The sequence below is a fragment of the Pseudomonas sp. Irchel s3h14 genome (genome assembly GCF_900187425.1).
Classification (GTDB): Bacteria; Pseudomonadota; Gammaproteobacteria; order Pseudomonadales; family Pseudomonadaceae; genus Aquipseudomonas.
In genome coordinates this window covers 20,258-36,931 of the sequence record NZ_FYDJ01000031.1, presented here as the reverse complement: position 1 = coordinate 36,931, position 16,674 = coordinate 20,258, and the positions used below count along the sequence as shown (strand labels likewise).

15 protein-coding genes are annotated in these 16,674 nt (G+C 59.1%); 10 read left to right on the top strand and 5 right to left on the bottom strand.

Annotation, left to right across the window (positions count from 1 at the left end; translation table 11 throughout):
* Positions 1 to 199: 199 nt before the first annotated feature.
* Together pap and CKW16_RS29850 are read left to right on the top strand one after the other, a co-directional pair.
* Entirely contained in the window at positions 200 to 1,723 is a 1,524-nt protein-coding gene (gene pap, locus CKW16_RS29855; RefSeq protein ID WP_095133049.1) for a polyphosphate:AMP phosphotransferase, read from the top strand.
* Between the two features lie 101 nt (positions 1,724 to 1,824).
* Positions 1,825 to 3,009, top strand: coding sequence for a thiolase family protein (locus CKW16_RS29850; RefSeq protein WP_095133048.1), 1,185 nt, complete (start codon positions 1,825 to 1,827; stop codon positions 3,007 to 3,009).
* A 137-nt stretch (positions 3,010 to 3,146) separates the two neighbouring features.
* On the opposite strand, the gene CKW16_RS29845 is transcribed toward CKW16_RS29850, so the two are convergent.
* Complete coding sequence (locus tag CKW16_RS29845) at positions 3,147 to 3,341, bottom strand: DUF6316 family protein (RefSeq protein ID WP_033055288.1); 195 nt, start codon at positions 3,339 to 3,341, stop codon at positions 3,147 to 3,149.
* A gap of 211 nt (positions 3,342 to 3,552) precedes the next feature.
* Between CKW16_RS29845 and CKW16_RS29840 the strand changes: the two genes are divergently transcribed.
* The gene (locus tag CKW16_RS29840) at positions 3,553 to 4,512 is read left to right on the top strand and encodes a DMT family transporter (RefSeq protein WP_095133046.1); all 960 of its coding nucleotides are present in this window, start codon (positions 3,553 to 3,555) and stop codon (positions 4,510 to 4,512) included.
* Between the two features lie 131 nt (positions 4,513 to 4,643).
* Here the strand turns inward: CKW16_RS29840 and CKW16_RS29835 are convergent, their stop codons facing one another.
* Positions 4,644 to 6,038 (bottom strand): class II fumarate hydratase, encoded by a 1,395-nt coding sequence (locus CKW16_RS29835; RefSeq protein WP_095133044.1) that lies wholly within the window; start codon positions 6,036 to 6,038, stop codon positions 4,644 to 4,646.
* A gap of 191 nt (positions 6,039 to 6,229) precedes the next feature.
* Between CKW16_RS29835 and CKW16_RS29830 the strand changes: the two genes are divergently transcribed.
* The 7 genes from CKW16_RS29830 to CKW16_RS29800 all read left to right on the top strand — a co-directional run bounded on the left by CKW16_RS29830 (position 6,230) and on the right by CKW16_RS29800 (position 14,035).
* Entirely contained in the window at positions 6,230 to 6,751 is a 522-nt protein-coding gene (locus CKW16_RS29830; RefSeq protein WP_095133041.1) for a DUF2059 domain-containing protein, read from the top strand.
* A gap of 12 nt (positions 6,752 to 6,763) precedes the next feature.
* Positions 6,764 to 7,057, top strand: a complete 294-nt coding sequence (locus CKW16_RS29825; RefSeq protein ID WP_095133039.1) for a BolA family transcriptional regulator — start codon at positions 6,764 to 6,766, stop codon at positions 7,055 to 7,057.
* A gap of 167 nt (positions 7,058 to 7,224) precedes the next feature.
* Positions 7,225 to 8,166 carry a rhodanese-related sulfurtransferase gene (locus tag CKW16_RS29820; RefSeq protein ID WP_095133037.1) on the top strand — a complete coding sequence of 314 codons (942 nt, stop codon included), beginning with the start codon at positions 7,225 to 7,227 and terminating at the stop codon, positions 8,164 to 8,166.
* 39 nt (positions 8,167 to 8,205) lie between these two features.
* Complete coding sequence (locus CKW16_RS29815; RefSeq protein ID WP_176471620.1) at positions 8,206 to 8,808, top strand: DsbA family protein; 603 nt, start codon at positions 8,206 to 8,208, stop codon at positions 8,806 to 8,808.
* Positions 8,801 to 10,618, top strand: a complete 1,818-nt coding sequence (locus tag CKW16_RS29810; RefSeq protein ID WP_095133035.1) for an ABC transporter ATP-binding protein — start codon at positions 8,801 to 8,803, stop codon at positions 10,616 to 10,618. The genes CKW16_RS29815 and CKW16_RS29810 overlap by 8 nt, the downstream gene beginning before the upstream one ends.
* Before the next feature lie 117 nt (positions 10,619 to 10,735).
* Positions 10,736 to 13,195: an EAL domain-containing protein gene (locus CKW16_RS29805; protein ID WP_095133033.1), complete on the top strand. Its 2,460-nt coding sequence runs from the start codon at positions 10,736 to 10,738 to the stop codon at positions 13,193 to 13,195.
* Between the two features lie 78 nt (positions 13,196 to 13,273).
* Positions 13,274 to 14,035, top strand: coding sequence for a TenA family transcriptional regulator (locus tag CKW16_RS29800; RefSeq protein WP_371918062.1), 762 nt, complete (start codon positions 13,274 to 13,276; stop codon positions 14,033 to 14,035).
* Positions 14,036 to 14,117: 82 nt separating this feature from the next.
* On the opposite strand, the gene sugE is transcribed toward CKW16_RS29800, so the two are convergent.
* The 3 genes from sugE to rdgC form a co-directional block, all read right to left on the bottom strand.
* Positions 14,118 to 14,432 (bottom strand): quaternary ammonium compound efflux SMR transporter SugE, encoded by a 315-nt coding sequence (sugE, locus tag CKW16_RS29795; RefSeq protein WP_095133029.1) that lies wholly within the window; start codon positions 14,430 to 14,432, stop codon positions 14,118 to 14,120.
* A gap of 119 nt (positions 14,433 to 14,551) precedes the next feature.
* Positions 14,552 to 15,517, bottom strand: coding sequence for a bile acid:sodium symporter family protein (locus CKW16_RS29790; RefSeq protein WP_095133027.1), 966 nt, complete (start codon positions 15,515 to 15,517; stop codon positions 14,552 to 14,554).
* A gap of 145 nt (positions 15,518 to 15,662) precedes the next feature.
* Positions 15,663 to 16,583 carry a recombination-associated protein RdgC gene (gene rdgC / locus CKW16_RS29785; RefSeq protein WP_095133025.1) on the bottom strand — a complete coding sequence of 307 codons (921 nt, stop codon included), beginning with the start codon at positions 16,581 to 16,583 and terminating at the stop codon, positions 15,663 to 15,665.
* Between the last annotated feature and the right edge of the window lie 91 nt (positions 16,584 to 16,674).

Here is a 16,674-nt window from a genome sequence, read left to right as displayed (position 1 = left end):
TCGATCGCGCAGCGGTCGCAAAATCAGCCAATGTATTTTTTCAGGTAAAACGTGAACTCAGGATTTACGACCGCTGCGCGATCGAACGCAGCCTTCGGCAGCTGCTACAAGAAACTATCGTTGCTGCGAAGTAAGGGATTTCTCCCACGGAAAACAACTCAATCCGCTAGTCTTGCTCAATCCTGGAAGGAGCCGTCCCATGTTCGAATCCGCCGAAATCGGTCACGCCATCGACAAAGAAACCTACGACGCCGAAGAACCGGCCCTGCGTGAAGCCTTGCTCGAAGCGCAGTTCGAACTTCACCAGCAGCGCCGCTTTCCGGTGATCATTCTGATCAATGGCATCGAAGGCGCCGGCAAGGGCGAGACGGTCAAGTTGCTTAACGAATGGATGGACCCACGCCTGATCGAGGTCCGCACGTTCGATCAGCAGACCGACGAAGAGCTGGCGCGGCCACCGGCCTGGCGCTACTGGCGGATGCTTCCGGCCAAGGGCCGCATGGGGATTTTCTTCGGCAACTGGTACAGCCAGATGCTGCAAGGCCGGGTTCATGGGTTGTTCAAGGATCCGGTGCTGGATCAGGTGATCAACCAGTCTGAGCGCTTTGAAAAAATGCTCTGCGATGAAGGCGCGCTGATCTTCAAGTTCTGGTTCCACCTCTCCAAGAAGCAAATGAAGGCGCGGCTCAAGGCCCTGGCGGATGACCCGCTGCACAGTTGGCGCATCAGTCCGCTGGACTGGCAACAATCGAAAACCTACGACAAATTCGTGAAGCACGGCGAACACGTGTTGCGCCGTACCAGTCGCGACTACGCGCCTTGGCATGTGATCGAAGGGGTGGACCCTCATTACCGCAGCCTGGCGGTGGGCAAGATCCTGCTCGAAGGCCTGCAAAGTGCCTTGAAGCGACACAAGGTCCATCCTTCCAAGGTCAATGCCGCGCCGTTGCCCATCCATGTCGATCAGCTGAACCTGCTCGACAGCCTGGATTTGACTCAGCGGCTGGACAAGGACGATTACGAAGAACAGTTGATTACCGAACAGGCGCGATTCTCCGGCCTGATGCGCGACAAACGCATGCGTCGGCACGCCTTGGTGGCGGTGTTCGAAGGCAATGATGCGGCAGGCAAGGGCGGGGCGATCCGCCGGGTCGCGGCGGCCCTCGATCCGCGTCAGTACAGCATCGTGCCGATTGCCGCGCCCACCGAAGAGGAGCGGGCGCAGCCTTATCTGTGGCGGTTCTGGCGGCATATCCCGGCCAAGGGCAAGTTCACGGTGTTCGATCGTTCGTGGTACGGGCGGGTGCTGGTGGAGCGCGTCGAAGGCTTCTGCCCGCCGGCGGACTGGTTGCGGGCCTACAGTGAAATCAATGATTTTGAAGAGCTGATCGCCGAGGCCGGGCTGATCGTGGTCAAGTTCTGGCTGGCCATCGATAAGCAGACACAACTGGAGCGCTTCCAGGCGCGGGAAGAAATCCCTTTCAAGCGTTTCAAGATCACCGAAGATGACTGGCGCAATCGTGATAAATGGGACGCCTATCGCGCGGCAGTCGGTGACATGGTCGATCGCACCAGCACCGAGATCTCGCCCTGGACGCTGGTGGAGGCCAATGACAAGCGCTGGGCGCGGGTCAAAGTCCTGCGCACCATCAATCTGGCGCTGGAAGAGGCGTTCGAAAAGTCCGATAAACACAACAGAAAAGCGAAACAGCACAAGAAGTGAGCGATGGTTACGCATACGCGGGGTGAATGATTGTCGCGGTTGGTAATGCAGTGGACTTATGCTCGGTCCACTCTCAACCGACAACAACAATGAGGTATGCCATGCGTGAAGTGGTGATCGTCGACAGCGTGCGGACCGGCCTGGCCAAATCCTTTCGCGGCAAGTTCAACCTGACCCGTCCGGACGACATGGCGGCTCATTGCGTCAATGCGCTGCTGGCGCGCTCGGGCATCGATCCGGCCAGCGTCGAGGATTGCATCGTCGGTGCCGGTTCCAACGAAGGTGGCCAGGGCTTCAACATCGGTCGCAACATCGCGGTGCTGTCGCGCCTGGGCACCGGCACTGCCGGCATGACCCTCAACCGTTTTTGCTCGTCGGGCTTGCAAGCGATTGCCATCGCCGCCAACCAGATCGCCTCGGGTTGCAGCGACATCATCGTCGCCGGTGGCGTCGAGTCCATCAGCCTGACCATGAAAAGCATCAACACCGACAACCTGATCAATCCGCTGCTTAAAGAGCAGGTGCCCGGCATCTATTTTCCGATGGGCCAGACGGCCGAAATCGTCGCTCGTCGTTACGACGTCAGTCGTGAAGAACAGGATCTGTACGCGCTGCAAAGTCAGCAACGTACCGCTCAGGCTCAGGCCGATAGATTGTTTGACGATGAAATCGTTCCGATGGCGGTGAAGTATCGGGTTGAAGACAAGGCCACCGGTCAGGTGCAGATCCTTGACGGCATCGTCGATCACGATGACTGCAATCGCCCGGGCACCACTCTGGAAAGCCTGGCGGGATTGAAACCGGTGTTTGCCGAAGACGGTTCGGTGACGGCGGGCAATTCTTCGCAGCTGTCCGATGGCGCGTCGATGACGCTGGTGATGAGCCTGGAAAAAGCACTGGAACTGGGGTTGAAGCCCAAGGCGTTCTTCCGTGGTTTCACCGTGGCCGGTTGCGAGCCGGATGAAATGGGCATCGGCCCGGTGTTTTCGGTGCCGAAATTGCTCAAGGCCAAGGGGTTGCGGATTTCCGACATTGATCTGTGGGAACTCAACGAAGCGTTCGCCTCGCAATGTTTGTACAGCCGTATTCGGTTGGAGATCGATAACGACAAGTACAACGTCAATGGCGGCTCGATTTCCATCGGCCATCCGTTCGGCATGACCGGCTCGCGTCAGGTCGGGCATCTCGTGCGTGAATTGCAGCGCCGCAACGTGCGTTACGGCATCGTCACCATGTGTGTGGGTGGCGGGATGGGTGCGACCGGGTTGTTTGAAGCTGTGCGTTAAATCCGGAAGATTTGTATTGGCTGATTAACCGCCTTCGTCGGATCGCCGCCCGGAGCAAGCCCGCTCCCACAATGATCTGATGTGCGGCATAGATCCAATGTGGGAGCGGGCTTGCTCGCGAATGGCGGCGCCGCTGTCTACAGGCTCATACGCAAAAGCAGCATCCGCTCAATGTAAGCCTGTACCTCCCGCGCCAATTTCTCCGGATTTTCAAACGGCCCCTCCAGGGTGTTTTCCCGGGTGCTGAAATACAAATCCCCATTCACACGACACACCCGGTCACAGCGAAAGTGCGTGGCGGGGGCATTGTCCTGGGCGCGCTTGCCGTACATGGCGATCTCCTGAGGAATGTTCCTGTTGGCGAATCCCATGAGCTTATGCACGAACCACTTGCGACGCCTGGCCGACCGATCGACGGCATAGCGCCAATTTAATGGTGCGACCTGCACAGTTTCATTCGCGGCCAACGCCCAACTGTCCCTGTGTGCCGAACGGCTCTAAGCCTAGAATGACCGTTCTCGCCACTTGGCTTCGGGGTTCGCAATGCACATTTCATCGGGTCGCTGGGTTAACGGTCTGTTCCTGGCCTTGGTGACCGCGCTGCTGTGGGGAATCCTGCCGATCAAACTCAAGCAAGTGCTGCTGGTGATGGACCCGGTGACGGTGACGTGGTTTCGCCTGATCGTATCCGGCGGGTGCCTGTTCATTTATCTGGCGGCGACCAAACGCCTGCCGAGCCGCAAGGTGCTGGGGCCGCGTGGTGGCTGGTTGGTGTTGATGGCGGTGCTCGGCCTGGTGGGCAACTACGTGCTGTACCTGATGGGTCTGAACCTGCTTAGCCCCGGCACCGCGCAACTGGTGGTGCAGATGGGCCCGATCATGTTGCTGATCGCCAGTCTGTTTGTGTTCAAGGAACGGTTCAGCGTGGGGCAGGGGATCGGCCTGCTGGTGCTGTTGATCGGCTTTGCCCTGTTTTTCAATCAGCGGCTGGCCGAGTTGCTGACCTCGCTGACCGATTACACCGCCGGCGTGCTGCTGGTGCTGTTGGCGTCCACGGTCTGGACGTTCTACGCCCTGGGCCAGAAGCAATTGCTCACGGTGTGGAATTCGCTGCAGGTAATGATGGTGATCTACCTGTTCTGCGCGCTGTTGCTGACGCCGTGGGTGCATCCGCTGGAAGCGCTGCAATTGAGTCCGCTGCAAGGCTGGCTACTGCTGGCGTGCTGCATGAACACCCTGATCGCCTATGGCGCGTTTGCCGAGGCTTTGGCTCATTGGGAGGCATCGCGGGTTAGTGCAACGCTGGCAATCACGCCGCTGGTGACGTTTGCTGCGGTGGCAGTGGCTGCGTGGTTGTGGCCGGAGTATGTGCATGCCGAGACGATCAATGGTCTGGGTTATGGCGGGGCGGTGCTGGTGGTGCTGGGGTCGGCGCTGGTGGCGTTGGGGCCGTCGTTGATTGCGGGGCTCAGAGCTAGAAAGGTGCGGATTGCGGCAGGTTAGACCGCGTCATCGTTCATCGCGGGCAAGCCTTGCTCCTACGGGTTTTATGTCGATACCGGATATTTTGATCGACGCAAAACCCGTAGGAGCAAGGCTTGCCCGCGATGGCTGACTGTCAGGCGCTACAAAACTCAGCCCTTGGCGCCAGCCTCCAGCATATTCTCCGGCCTTACCCACGCATCAAACTCTTCGTCCGTCAGATACCCGAGTTGCAACGCCGCCTCACGCAGGGTCAGCCCTTCTGCGTAAGCCTTTTTGGCGATCTCCGCCGATTTGTCATAACCAATGTGCGGATTCAGCGCTGTCACCAACATCAACCCACGCTCCAGATGTTCAGCCATTTTCTCTGCATCCGGTTCCAGGCCGGCGATGCAATGCTGCTGGAAGTTGCTGCAGCCATCGCCGAGCAGGCGGATCGATTGCAGAAGGTTGTGGATGATCACCGGTTTGAACACGTTCAGCTGCAGGTGCCCCTGGCTCGCGGCAAACCCGATGGCGACGTCGTTGCCCAATACCTGACAAGCCAGCATCGATAGCGCTTCGCACTGAGTCGGATTGACCTTGCCGGGCATGATCGAGCTGCCCGGTTCGTTGGCCGGCAGTTTGACTTCGGCGAAACCTGCTCGCGGCCCGGAGCCCAGCAGGCGCAGGTCGTTGGCGATTTTCATCAGGGTCACGGCGAGGGTTTTCAGCGCGCCGGACAGCGTGGTCAGCGGCTCATGGCCAGCCAGGGCGGCGAATTTGTTGGGGGCGGTGACGAATGGCAGGCCGGAGAGGGCGGCCAGCTCGGCAGCGATGGCTTCGCCAAAACCGTGGGGCGAGTTCAGCCCGGTGCCGACCGCGGTGCCGCCCTGGGCCAATTCACAGACGGCCGGCAGCGAGCTGCGGATCGCTCGTTCGGCGTAATCCAGTTGCGCGATGAACGCCGACAGTTCCTGACCGAAGGTAATCGGTGTCGCGTCCATCATATGGGTGCGGCCGGTCTTGACCAGTTTCATGTGCCGCGCGGACAGCTCGGCCAATCCGCCCGACAGTTCGCTGATCGCCGGCAGCAGTTGCTGTTGCACTGCCTGGACCGCCGCGATGTGCATGGCGGTCGGGAAACAGTCGTTGGAACTCTGGGAGCGGTTGACGTGATCGTTAGGGTGAACCGGCGACTTGCCGCCGCGAGCATTACCCGCCAGTTCGTTGGCCCGACCGGCGATCACTTCGTTGACGTTCATGTTGCTCTGGGTGCCGCTGCCGGTCTGCCAGACCACCAGCGGGAACTGGTCGTCATGACTGCCGTCGAGCACTTCGTCGGCGGCCTGTTCGATCAGCCGGGCGATGTCGGCGGGCAGGTCACCGTTGCGGTCATTGACCCGCGCAGCGGCTTTCTTGATCAGCGCCAGGGCATGCAGCACCGCCAGCGGCATGCGTTCGTTGCCGATCGCGAAGTTAATCAGCGAGCGTTGCGTCTGAGCGCCCCAGTAGGCTTCATCCGGGACTTCCACCTGGCCAAGGCTGTCGGTTTCGATACGGCTCATCATGCACACTCCTGTGGGTCGATAGCGCAGTTTAGGCCGTGATCGCCGGCCGTGGTTCCATCAGTCTGTTTTTTGACCATTCAACCCCTCTAAATCAGGCCCGACAAGGCTTGGGGTTGAGCCACACAGTTTTTTAGGCGCAGAATGGACGCCCTTGGGGTTTTACCTCGCCTGCTAGAAAAGGAAACTCGATGACTCGTCTTCGTGCCATCTGTACCGCGGTTGCACTGGTTTGCGCCAGCGGCCCTGTTTTTGCCGATACCGCCAGCCACAACGCCAGTGCCGAAGCTTTCCTGACCCTGGCGCACGCTGACAAATTGGGCACTCCGGTGTACATGCAAGTGCAGCAAATGTTCGCTCAGCGCTTTGCTCAGACCAAAGCCCCTGAATCGAAAAAGGCCTTGCTGGAAACCTACCAGGCCAAAGCCAACGCCGCGCTGGACCAAGCCATTGGCTGGAACAAGCTGAAGCCGGACATGGTCAAGCTCTACACCACCAACTTCAGCGAATCCGAGCTGAAAGACCTGGTCGCGTTCTACCAGTCGCCACTGGGCAAGAAAGTCCTGGAAAAAATGCCGCAGCTGACTCAGCAATCGGCCCAGATGACTCAAGCCAAGCTGGAAAGCGCCGTGCCTGTGGTCAACAAACTGCTGGCTGACATGACGGCCGAGCTGGAGCCTAAAGGCGCCGCTCCTGCCAAGAAAAAGCCTTAAGCGGAGTTCGGTATGACCATGCAACAACGCATCGAATCGACGCTGGGCCTGTTGCAGCCGCAGCATCTGCAAGTGCTGGATGAAAGCCACATGCACAGCCGTGGGTTGCAGACCCACTTCAAGGCCGTGGTGGTCAGCCAGCAGTTCGAAGGGCTCAACCGCGTCAAGCGTCACCAGAAAGTCTACGGCACGCTCGGCGAGCTGATGGGCGAGTTCCATGCGTTGGCGCTGCATACCTACACGCCAGAGGAATGGGCACAGATCGACGCGGCTCCGGCCTCGCCGACCTGTGCTGGCGGCAGGTAGGAGCAAGGCTTGCCCGCGATGGCGTACTCAAGATCGCCATCGCTGGCAAGCCAGGCTCCTACAGGAAGGTTTATTTTTGTTAGACTGCACAACGCGCCGCTCACCCGGCGCGTTTTTTTTCGCATCCGGTTCACCCCTTACGAGGGTAGCCACCTGGAGAATCACCCATGACACAACAGATTGTCGTGGCGGCACTGTATAAGTTCGTCACCCTGGAAGATTACGTCGCCCTGCGCGAGCCGCTGCTGCAAGCGATGGTCGACAACGGCATCAAAGGCACGCTGCTGATTGCCGAAGAAGGCATCAACGGCACCGTGTCCGGCAGCCGCGAAGGCATTGACGGGCTGATGGCCTGGCTCAAGAACGACCCGCGCATGGACGACATCGACCACAAAGAGTCGTACTGCGACGACCAGCCGTTCTATCGCACCAAAGTCAAACTCAAGAAAGAAATCGTCACCCTCGGCGTCGAAGGCGTGGACCCGAACAAGAAGGTCGGCACTTACGTCGATCCAGAGAACTGGAACGCGCTGATCAGCGATCCGGAAGTGCTGTTGATCGACACTCGCAACGACTACGAAGTCTCGATCGGCACCTTCGAAGGCGCCATCGACCCGAAGACCACCAGTTTTCGCGAATTCCCCGACTACATCAAAGCCAATTTCGACCCGGCCGTGCACAAGAAAGTCGCGATGTTCTGCACCGGCGGCATTCGTTGTGAAAAGGCGTCGAGCTACATGCTCAGCCAAGGCTTCGACGAGGTCTATCACCTCAAGGGCGGCATTCTGAAGTACCTCGAAGAGGTGCCGCAGGAAGAAACCAAATGGCAGGGCGACTGCTTCGTGTTCGATAACCGCGTGACCGTGCGCCACGACCTCAGCGAAGGCGACTACGATCAATGTCATGCCTGTCGTACACCGATCAGCGTCGAAGACCGCGCGTCCGAGCACTACGTGGCCGGCATCAGCTGCCCGCATTGCTGGGATAAGCTGAGCGAGAAGACCCGTCGCAGTGCCATCGACCGGCAAAAGCAGATCGAACTGGCCAAGGCTCGCAACTTGCCTCACCCGATCGGTTACAACTACAAGCAAACTCCTTCCGAGGCTTGAACCATGTCTGTGCAACGCCTGCTCTATGTGATGGACCCGATGTGTTCCTGGTGCTGGGGCTTCGCGCCGGTGGCCAACGCGCTGGTCGAGCAGGCGCAAGCAGCGGGTGTGGACGTGCACCTGGTGGTGGGCGGTTTGCGTACCGGCAGCGGTTCCGCGCTGGAGCCGACCACCCGGCGCTACATCCTTGAGCATTGGCAGGCGGTCAACGAGGCAACTGGCCAACCGTTCAAGCTGGAAGGCGCGTTGCCCGACGGGTTTGTCTACGACACCGAACCTGCCTGTCGGGCGCTGGTGACCGCGCGCAGCCTGGCGCCGGATTGCGCGTGGAAACTGCTCGGGCTGATTCAGCACGCGTTTTACGCCGAAGGTCGCGACGTCACCCACGCCAGTGTTCTGGTGGAGTTGGCGGAGCAAGCCGGTCTGCCGCGCATCGAATTCGCCGCCGCGTTCGACCGTGCCGATCAGCACGCCGCGACGGCGGCCGATTTCACCTGGGTCCAGGACCTGGGCATTGCCGGTTTCCCTACCTTACTGGCTGAGCGTAATGGTCAATTGGCGCTGTTGACCAATGGCTATCAGCCGCTCAGCGTATTGTCTCCGTTGCTCGGCCGCTGGCTGGAGCGCGCTGCCTGTGCATGATCTGCCCGACGACGAGCCACCTGTTTCACGTGTCGACCGTCTGAGCTGGGCGGAAATCCGTCGCCTGGCGCTGCATCACAAAAAATCCCTGTGGATCGCCAACGGCGTGGCGGTGTTGGCAACCCTGTGTAGCGTGCCAATTCCCTTGCTCCTGCCGTTGCTGGTGGACGAAGTGCTGCTGGGTCACGGTGACGCCGCGCTGAAGATCATGAACCACGCGCTGCCCGACGACTGGCAAAAAGCGGCGGGCTACATCGGCCTGATGCTGCTGGTGACCTTGTTGCTACGCTGTGGCGCCTTGTTCTTCAACGTGGTTCAGGCAAAGTTGTTTGCGGCACTGGCCAAAGACATCGTGTATCGCATTCGCACACGGCTGATCGAACGGCTCAAGCGTATTTCCCTGGGCGAATACGAAAGCCTGGGCAGCGGCACGGTCACCACGCATCTGGTCACCGACCTGGACACCGTGGACAAATTCGTCGGCGAAACCCTCAGTCGTTTCCTTGTGGCCATGCTGACCCTGGTCGGCACCGCCTCCATCCTGATGTGGATGCACTGGAAGCTGGCGTTGCTGATCCTGCTGTTCAACCCACTGGTGATCTACGCCACGGTACTGCTGGGCAAACGGGTCAAGCACCTGAAGAAACTCGAGAACGACAGCACCTCGCGCTTTACCCAGGCGCTGACCGAAACCCTCGACTCCATTCAGGAAGTGCGTGCCGGCAACCGTCAGGGTTTTTTCCTTGGGCGCCTGGGGCAGCGCGCCCGGGAAGTGCGCGATTACGCGGTGAACTCGCAGTGGAAAACCGATGCGTCGAACCGTACCAGTGGCTTGCTGTTCCAGTTCGGCATCGATATTTTCCGTGCGGCGGCGATGCTCACCGTGCTGTTTTCCGACCTGTCCATCGGCCAGATGCTCGCGGTGTTCAGCTACCTGTGGTTCATGATCGGTCCGGTGGAACAGCTGCTGAATCTGCAGTACGCCTATTACGCGGCCGGCGGCGCGCTGTCGCGGATCAACGAGTTGCTGGCCCGGGCCGATGAGCCTGAATACCCGGGCGGTGTCGACCCGTTCAACGGTCGCGAAACCGTGGGCATCGAAGTCCAGGGATTGAGTTTCGGTTACGGCGACGAGCTGGTGTTGAACCAGATGAACCTGTCGATCGCCCCCGGCGAAAAGGTCGCGATTGTCGGCGCCAGCGGTGGCGGCAAAAGTACCCTGGTGCAGTTGCTGCTGGGCTTGTACACGCCGCTCGCCGGGACCATCCGTTTCGGCGGCTCGACTCAGCAAGAGATCGGCCTGGAAACCGTGCGCGAAAATGTCGCCGTGGTCCTGCAACATCCGGCGCTGTTCAACGACACCGTCCGCGCCAACCTGACCATGGGCCGCGAACGCAGCGACGAAGCCTGCTGGCAAGCGCTGGAAATCGCGCAATTGCACCAGACCGTTCGAGAGCTGCCCAACGGCCTGGACAGCATCGTCGGACGTTCCGGCGTGCGCTTGTCCGGCGGCCAGCGTCAACGCCTGGCGATTGCGCGGATGGTGCTGGCCGATCCCAAAGTAGTGATCCTCGACGAGGCCACCTCGGCGCTGGATGCCGCCACCGAATACAACCTGCACCAGGCGCTGGCGCGGTTCCTGAGTAACCGCACCACGCTGATCATTGCGCACCGGTTATCGGCAGTGAAACAGGCCGACCGGGTGCTGGTGTTTGATGGCGGGCAGATTGCCGAGGATGGCGACCATCAGCAATTGATTGCTGATGGGGGGTTGTATGCCAAGCTTTATGGGCATTTGCAGCAGCACTAGCCACACTACCCCGCAGCGGAAGCGGCTACTCGCTTGCCGGGATCAAGAACGCACCCTAGTCTAGCTGTAGCGATCACGTCGGGATGCTGATCTGGCAGTGCTAAAACAAGGGACCTCATGAATCAAGCGCGGACTCTCGGAACGCCACGGTTGTTGGGCATCGTCTGGCCATTTATTGCCGTCGTGTTATTTCAAGCCTTGCTGGGCGGTGTCAGCCTGTATGTTCTGTCGGCGGTTCGCGGCTACGTTGCCGGTGAAAGCCTGTGGTCCAAAGGCCAAAAAGACGCCATCTATTACCTCAATCTCTACGCCGACAACCGCGACGAGACGATTTTCCTCAAATACCAGAACGCCATTGCCGTACCTCAGGGTGGCCACGAGTTGCGTGTGGCGCTGGATCATCGGCCGCCGAATATCGAAGCCGCGCGCGTGGCGATCCTCAAGGGCGGCAACCACCCGGATGACATTAATAGTGTGATCTGGCTGTACCTGAATTTTCGGAACTTCACTTACCACAAGAAAGCCATCGACCTCTGGACGGTGGGCGATGCGTATCTGGTGCAACTCGATGCCATTGCGCGGGAGATGCATCAGCGCATCACCACCGATCAGGCCACCGATGCCGATATCAAGAGCTGGAAGGATCAGATATTCGTCATCAACGAAAGTGTGACACCGGCAGCGAAGGCCTTCAGCGATGCCTTGGGCGAAGGCTCGCGGATGATCCTGCGGGTGTTGCTGGTGACCAACCTCGCCACCGCCCTGGGCTTGATTGCATTAGCACTGATGCGTACTCACAAACTGCTCAAGCACCGCAATGCGTTCGCCGAGGCCCTGCAGCTGGAGAAGGACCGAGCGCAGATCACCCTGCAATCGATTGGCGATGGCGTGATCACCACGAATGTCGACGGCGCGATCGCCTATATGAATCCGGCCGCCGAGGCACTGACCCACTGGAAGGCCGAGCAGGCGACGGGTTTGCCGCTGGCGGCGCTATTCAATCTGCTGGACGAGAACGCTCAGGCCGATGGCTTCACGTTGATCGAGCACATTTTGAGCGGACAGCTGAGCGGTGGCAGCGAACACTCAAAACTGATCCAGCGCCTCGATGGCAGCACGGTTTCGGTCACCCTGGTCGGTGCGCCGATTCGCAACGCCGGGAAGGTCAGCGGTACCGTGCTGGTATTGCACGACATGACCCAGGAGCGGCAATACATTGCCAATCTGTCCTGGCAGGCGACCCATGATGCCTTGACCGGGCTCGCCAACCGCCGCGAATTCGAATATCGCCTGGAGTTGGCGCTGCACAACCTGGTGCGGCAGTCGGGGCGCCATGCCTTGATGTTCCTCGATCTGGATCAGTTCAAACTGGTCAACGATACCTGCGGCCACGCGGCGGGTGACGAGTTGCTGCGGCATATCTGCGCTCTGTTGCAATCCGGTTTGCGCGAAGGCGATACCCTGGCCCGCCTGGGTGGCGACGAGTTTGGCATCCTGCTGGAGAACTGCGCCCCGGAAGCCGCAGAAAAAATCGCCGAGGGCCTGCGTCAGACCGTGCAGAACCTGCACTTCGTCTGGAAAGGCCGACCGTTCGTGACCACTGTGAGCATCGGACTGGTTCACGTCACTCAGAATCCGACCACGCTCGAAGCTTCGCTGCGCGCTGCCGACATGGCCTGCTACATGGCCAAGGAAAAGGGCCGCAATCGGGTTCAGGTCTATCACGCCGACGATTCGGAACTGTCCCTGCGCTTCGGCGAGATGGCTTGGGTGCAGCGCTTGCACATGGCGCTGGAAGAAAACCGCTTCTGTCTGTACGCACAGGAAATCGCGCCCCTTGGTCATATTGAGAAGGGCGGTGGACATATCGAAATTCTGTTGCGCCTGCATGACGAAGCCGGACGCATGATTTTGCCCGACAGTTTTATTCCGGCTGCTGAGCGTTATGGTCTGATGACGTCCCTTGACCGCTGGGTTGTACAGAACGTTTTCAAAATTATTGCCCAATGCATCGCCGAACAGCACAAAGGACCATTGGCCATGTGTGCGATTAATCTGTCAGGCACAACTATCGGAGATGACGCGTTTCTGCACTTCCTGCGTGAACAGTTTGTTACTTACTCCATACCGCCTGAAATGATTTGTTTTGAAATCACTGAAACCAGTGCTATTTCCAATCTCGGAAGTGCAACCAGATTTATTAATGAACTCAAAGGTTTAGGTTGCCACTTTTCACTGGATGACTTTTGCGCCGGAATGTCCTCATTCGCATACTTGAAACATTTACCTGTAGACTTCTTGAAGATCGACGGGAGTTTCGTAAAGGATATGCTGGACGACCCGATTAACCGCGCCATGGTCGAAGTGATCAATCACATCGGTCATGTTATGGGTAAGCGTACGATTGCCGAGTTTGTTGAAACACCCCAGATCGAGCAGGCATTGCTGGAGATCGGGGTGGATTACGCTCAAGGGTATGTTATTGAACGCCCGCATTTGTTTACCCGCGACAGTTTACAAAGTCGTCCAGCCAGGCCTCGGCCTTTGTTATTCAAGGCGCCTGGCACGTTCCGTTGAAATCTCTTGCCGATCCTTATAATCACAATCAAAAGGAGCTCGACAGTGATCGACACATTCAACCGAACCGGACCACTCATGGAAGCTGCAAGTTATCCCGCCTGGGCTCAAAGCCTGATCCAGGATTGCAGCGAGAGCAAACGCCGGGTTGTCGAACACGAACTGTATAAGCGTCTGCGTGATAACAAACTCAGTGCAAAGACCATGCGTCAGTACCTTGTTGGTGGCTGGCCGGTAGTCGAACAGTTCGCGTTATATATGGCACAGAACCTGACCAAGACTCGCTTTGCCCGCCATCCAGGTGAAGATATGGCGCGTCGCTGGCTGATGCGTAACATACGCGTCGAATTGAACCATGCCGATTACTGGGTGCACTGGAGCCGTGCTCACGGTGTCAGCCTGGAAGATTTGCAAGCGCAAAAGGTTGCCCCTGAACTTCACGCGTTGAGCCACTGGTGCTGGCACACCAGTTCGTCGGATTCGCTGATCGTTGCCATTGCCGCCACCAACTACGCCATTGAAGGTGCGACCGGGGAGTGGTCGGCGCTGGTCTGTTCCAGTGGCGTCTACGCGGCATCGTTCCCGGAGGAAGATCGCAAGCGGGCCATGAAGTGGTTGAAGATGCATGCCCAGTACGACGATGCCCATCCGTGGGAAGCCCTGGAAATCATCTGCACGCTGGCGGGCATGAACCCAAGCAAATCCCTGCAAGTGGAATTGCGTCAGGCCGTCTGCAAGAGCTACGACTACATGTTCCTGTTCCTGGAGCGTTGTATGCAGCTTGAGCGTGCGGAAAAGGCCCCGGTCGCGCGTGAGCGCAGGGAGCTGGCCGAAAGTTGATCCGTTAAACCACACCATTGAAAAAGCCCGCCCTCTGTCTGTATCGAAAGGGGGCGGGCTTTTTCGTAATGGCAGCAAACAGTCAGGCGCTGATCTTCAGTCCGACCAGCCCGGAAATGATCAGCGCCACACTGGCGAGCCTGAACAGCGCCATGGATTCACCAAACAGAATGATCCCGGCGATCACCGTCCCGACTGCACCGATGCCCGTCCAGATCGCGTAGGCCGTGCCCAGCGGCAATTCCTTCATGGCAAGGCCCAGCAAGCCAAGGCTGATGGCCATGGCGGCAACGGTCAATGCGGTGGGGAGAGGGCGGCTGAAGCCATCGGTGTATTTCAGGCCGACAGCCCAGCCAACTTCGAACAGGCCGGCGAAAAACAGAATGATCCAGGACATGAGAGACCTCCATCGATTGACGGGGTCGTCCCCAGATTAATGACTCGATCGAGCCGCGAGGTCGTCCTCGCGTTTTGCAATAGAGTGCCCATCATTAACCCTGGGATCAAGTTTTCGGATCAGTCGGTGGCCTGTTGAGCCGCAGTTTCCCGATCTTCTTTCTCGCTCATCCGGCGGAAATAAGTCGAGAGCAGCGCCCCGGAAATGTTGTGCCAGACGCTGAACAACGCACTCGGCACCGCCGCCAGCGGTGAGAAGTGCGCACTGGCCAGCGCTGCACCCAACCCGGAGTTCTGCATGCCGACTTCCAGCGCCAGGGATTTACGCTGGGCCAGTGGCAACTTGAACAGCCTCCCGGTGAAGTAACCCAGCAGATAGCCGAAGCTGTTGTGCAGCATCACCACGGCCATGATCAGCAGGCCGGATTCGGCTATCTTCGCCTGGCTGGCGGCCACCACGGCTGTGACGATAATGACGATGCTCACCACCGAAATCAGCGGCAGCACCTCCACCGCGTGGCGAACCCGATCACCCAGCAGACGCTGGGCAACCACGCCAAGCACGATCGGCAACAGCACCACTTGCAGGATCGACCAGAACAGCTCCATGAACGACACCGGCAACCAGGCTGAGGCCAGCAGCCAGATCAGCGCCGGGGTCAGCAGCGGGGCGAGGAGGGTGGTGACAGCGGCGATGGCCACCGATAGCGCGAGATCGCCGCGGGCCAGCCAGGTCATCACGTTCGACGAGGTGCCGCTAGGGCAGCAGCCGACCAGGATGACGCCGACAGCGATCTCCGGCGGCAAGTGGAAAACCTGGCAGAGCAACCACGCCACACCGGGCATGATCACGAAATGCGCAACCACGCCCAGGGCCACGCGCCATGGATGGCGAGCGACTTCGGCGAAGTCTTCGAGTTTGAGGGTCAGGCCCATGCCGAACATCACCAGTCCCAGCAGCGGCACGATCGCGCCCTTCAGGCCGATAAACCAGGTCGGTTGCAGGAACGCCACGACGGCGAAAATCAGGACCCAGTAAGCGAAGGTGTTGCCGACAAAACGACTCAATGCAGCCAGTGCGCGCATGGCCTGATCCTTGTTCTTGAGTAACACCATAAAACCAATGTGGGAGCGGGCTTGCTCGCGAAAGCGGAGTGTCAGTCAACATTAGTGTTGAATGTCAGTCCCTATTCGCGAGCAAGCCCGCTCCCACAGTAGATAGCACAGGTATTTAGATGCCTTGCGGAGTCTCTTCGCCGCCCAACGCTTCAACCAGCGCCGGCAGGAAGTCGCCGAAGGTCAGCATCATCAGGGTGAAGCTGGCGTCCAGTTGGCCGAGGGCTTCTTCGCCACCGTCCTGTTCCGCCTGGTCTTGCAGCAGGTCTTCGAACTTCAAGCGCTTGACCACCATCTTGTCGTCAAGCACGAAAGACAGCTTGTCTTGCCAGGCCAACGACAGCTGAGTGACCACTTTGCCGGTGCTCAGGTGCAGCTGGATTTCTTCGCTGGTCAGGTCCTGGCGCTTGCAACGCACGATGCCGCCGTCTTCGTGGGTATCACGCAGCTCGCACTCGTCCAGCACGAAGAAGTCGTCCGCGGCTTTCTGGGTGGTGACCCATTCAGTCATGGTCGCGGTAGGGGACATCTTCACGGTCAGCGGACGTACCGGCAGCGTACCGATCACTTCACGCAGGGTGGAGAGCATGTCTTCGGCGCGTTTCGGGCTGGCCGAGTTGACCAGGATCAGGCCCTGTTTCGGCGCGATAGCAGCGAAAGTCGACGAACGACGAATAAAGGCGCGCGGCAGGAAGGCCTGGATGATTTCATCCTTGATCTGATCGCGTTCTTTTTTGTAGACCTTGCGCATTTGTTCGGCTTCGATCTCTTCGACCTTTTCCTTCACCGCGTCACGCACGACGCTGCCCGGCAGAATGCGTTCTTCTTTACGGGCGGCGATCAGCAGGAAGTCGCCGCTGATGTGCACCAGCGGAGCATCTTCGCCCTTGCCGAATGGCGCGACGAAACCGTAGGTGGTCAACTCCTGGCTTGCACATGAACGCGCCAGTTTGGTGGCCAGTGCAGTTTCCAACGCCTCGGCATCAAAAGGCAGATCTTGGGTCAGGCGATAGATAAGCAGGTTTTTGAACCACATGGGGCGAGTCTCTCCTTTATACAAAGGGGGGCATTATTCTCTTCGCGGCGCCATAGGCCAACCCTTCTCTAAGCCTTTGGAAGGCCTGAAA

Excerpts from the sequence above, each read along its gene's own strand:
- pap (WP_095133049.1), top strand. The coding sequence starts at position 200 with ATGTTCGAATCCGCCGAAATCGGTCACGCCATCGACAAAGAAACCTAC.
- CKW16_RS29850 (WP_095133048.1), top strand. The coding sequence starts at position 1,825 with ATGCGTGAAGTGGTGATCGTCGACAGCGTGCGGACCGGCCTGGCCAAA.
- CKW16_RS29845 (WP_033055288.1), bottom strand. The coding sequence starts at position 3,341 with ATGTACGGCAAGCGCGCCCAGGACAATGCCCCCGCCACGCACTTTCGC.
- CKW16_RS29840 (WP_095133046.1), top strand. The coding sequence starts at position 3,553 with ATGCACATTTCATCGGGTCGCTGGGTTAACGGTCTGTTCCTGGCCTTG.
- CKW16_RS29835 (WP_095133044.1), bottom strand. The coding sequence starts at position 6,038 with ATGAGCCGTATCGAAACCGACAGCCTTGGCCAGGTGGAAGTCCCGGAT.
- CKW16_RS29830 (WP_095133041.1), top strand. The coding sequence starts at position 6,230 with ATGACTCGTCTTCGTGCCATCTGTACCGCGGTTGCACTGGTTTGCGCC.
- CKW16_RS29825 (WP_095133039.1), top strand. The coding sequence starts at position 6,764 with ATGACCATGCAACAACGCATCGAATCGACGCTGGGCCTGTTGCAGCCG.
- CKW16_RS29820 (WP_095133037.1), top strand. The coding sequence starts at position 7,225 with ATGACACAACAGATTGTCGTGGCGGCACTGTATAAGTTCGTCACCCTG.
- CKW16_RS29815 (WP_176471620.1), top strand. The coding sequence starts at position 8,206 with ATGTGTTCCTGGTGCTGGGGCTTCGCGCCGGTGGCCAACGCGCTGGTC.
- CKW16_RS29805 (WP_095133033.1), top strand. The coding sequence starts at position 10,736 with ATGAATCAAGCGCGGACTCTCGGAACGCCACGGTTGTTGGGCATCGTC.
- CKW16_RS29800 (WP_371918062.1), top strand. The coding sequence starts at position 13,274 with ATGGAAGCTGCAAGTTATCCCGCCTGGGCTCAAAGCCTGATCCAGGAT.
- sugE (WP_095133029.1), bottom strand. The coding sequence starts at position 14,432 with ATGTCCTGGATCATTCTGTTTTTCGCCGGCCTGTTCGAAGTTGGCTGG.
- CKW16_RS29790 (WP_095133027.1), bottom strand. The coding sequence starts at position 15,517 with ATGCGCGCACTGGCTGCATTGAGTCGTTTTGTCGGCAACACCTTCGCT.
- rdgC (WP_095133025.1), bottom strand. The coding sequence starts at position 16,583 with ATGTGGTTCAAAAACCTGCTTATCTATCGCCTGACCCAAGATCTGCCT.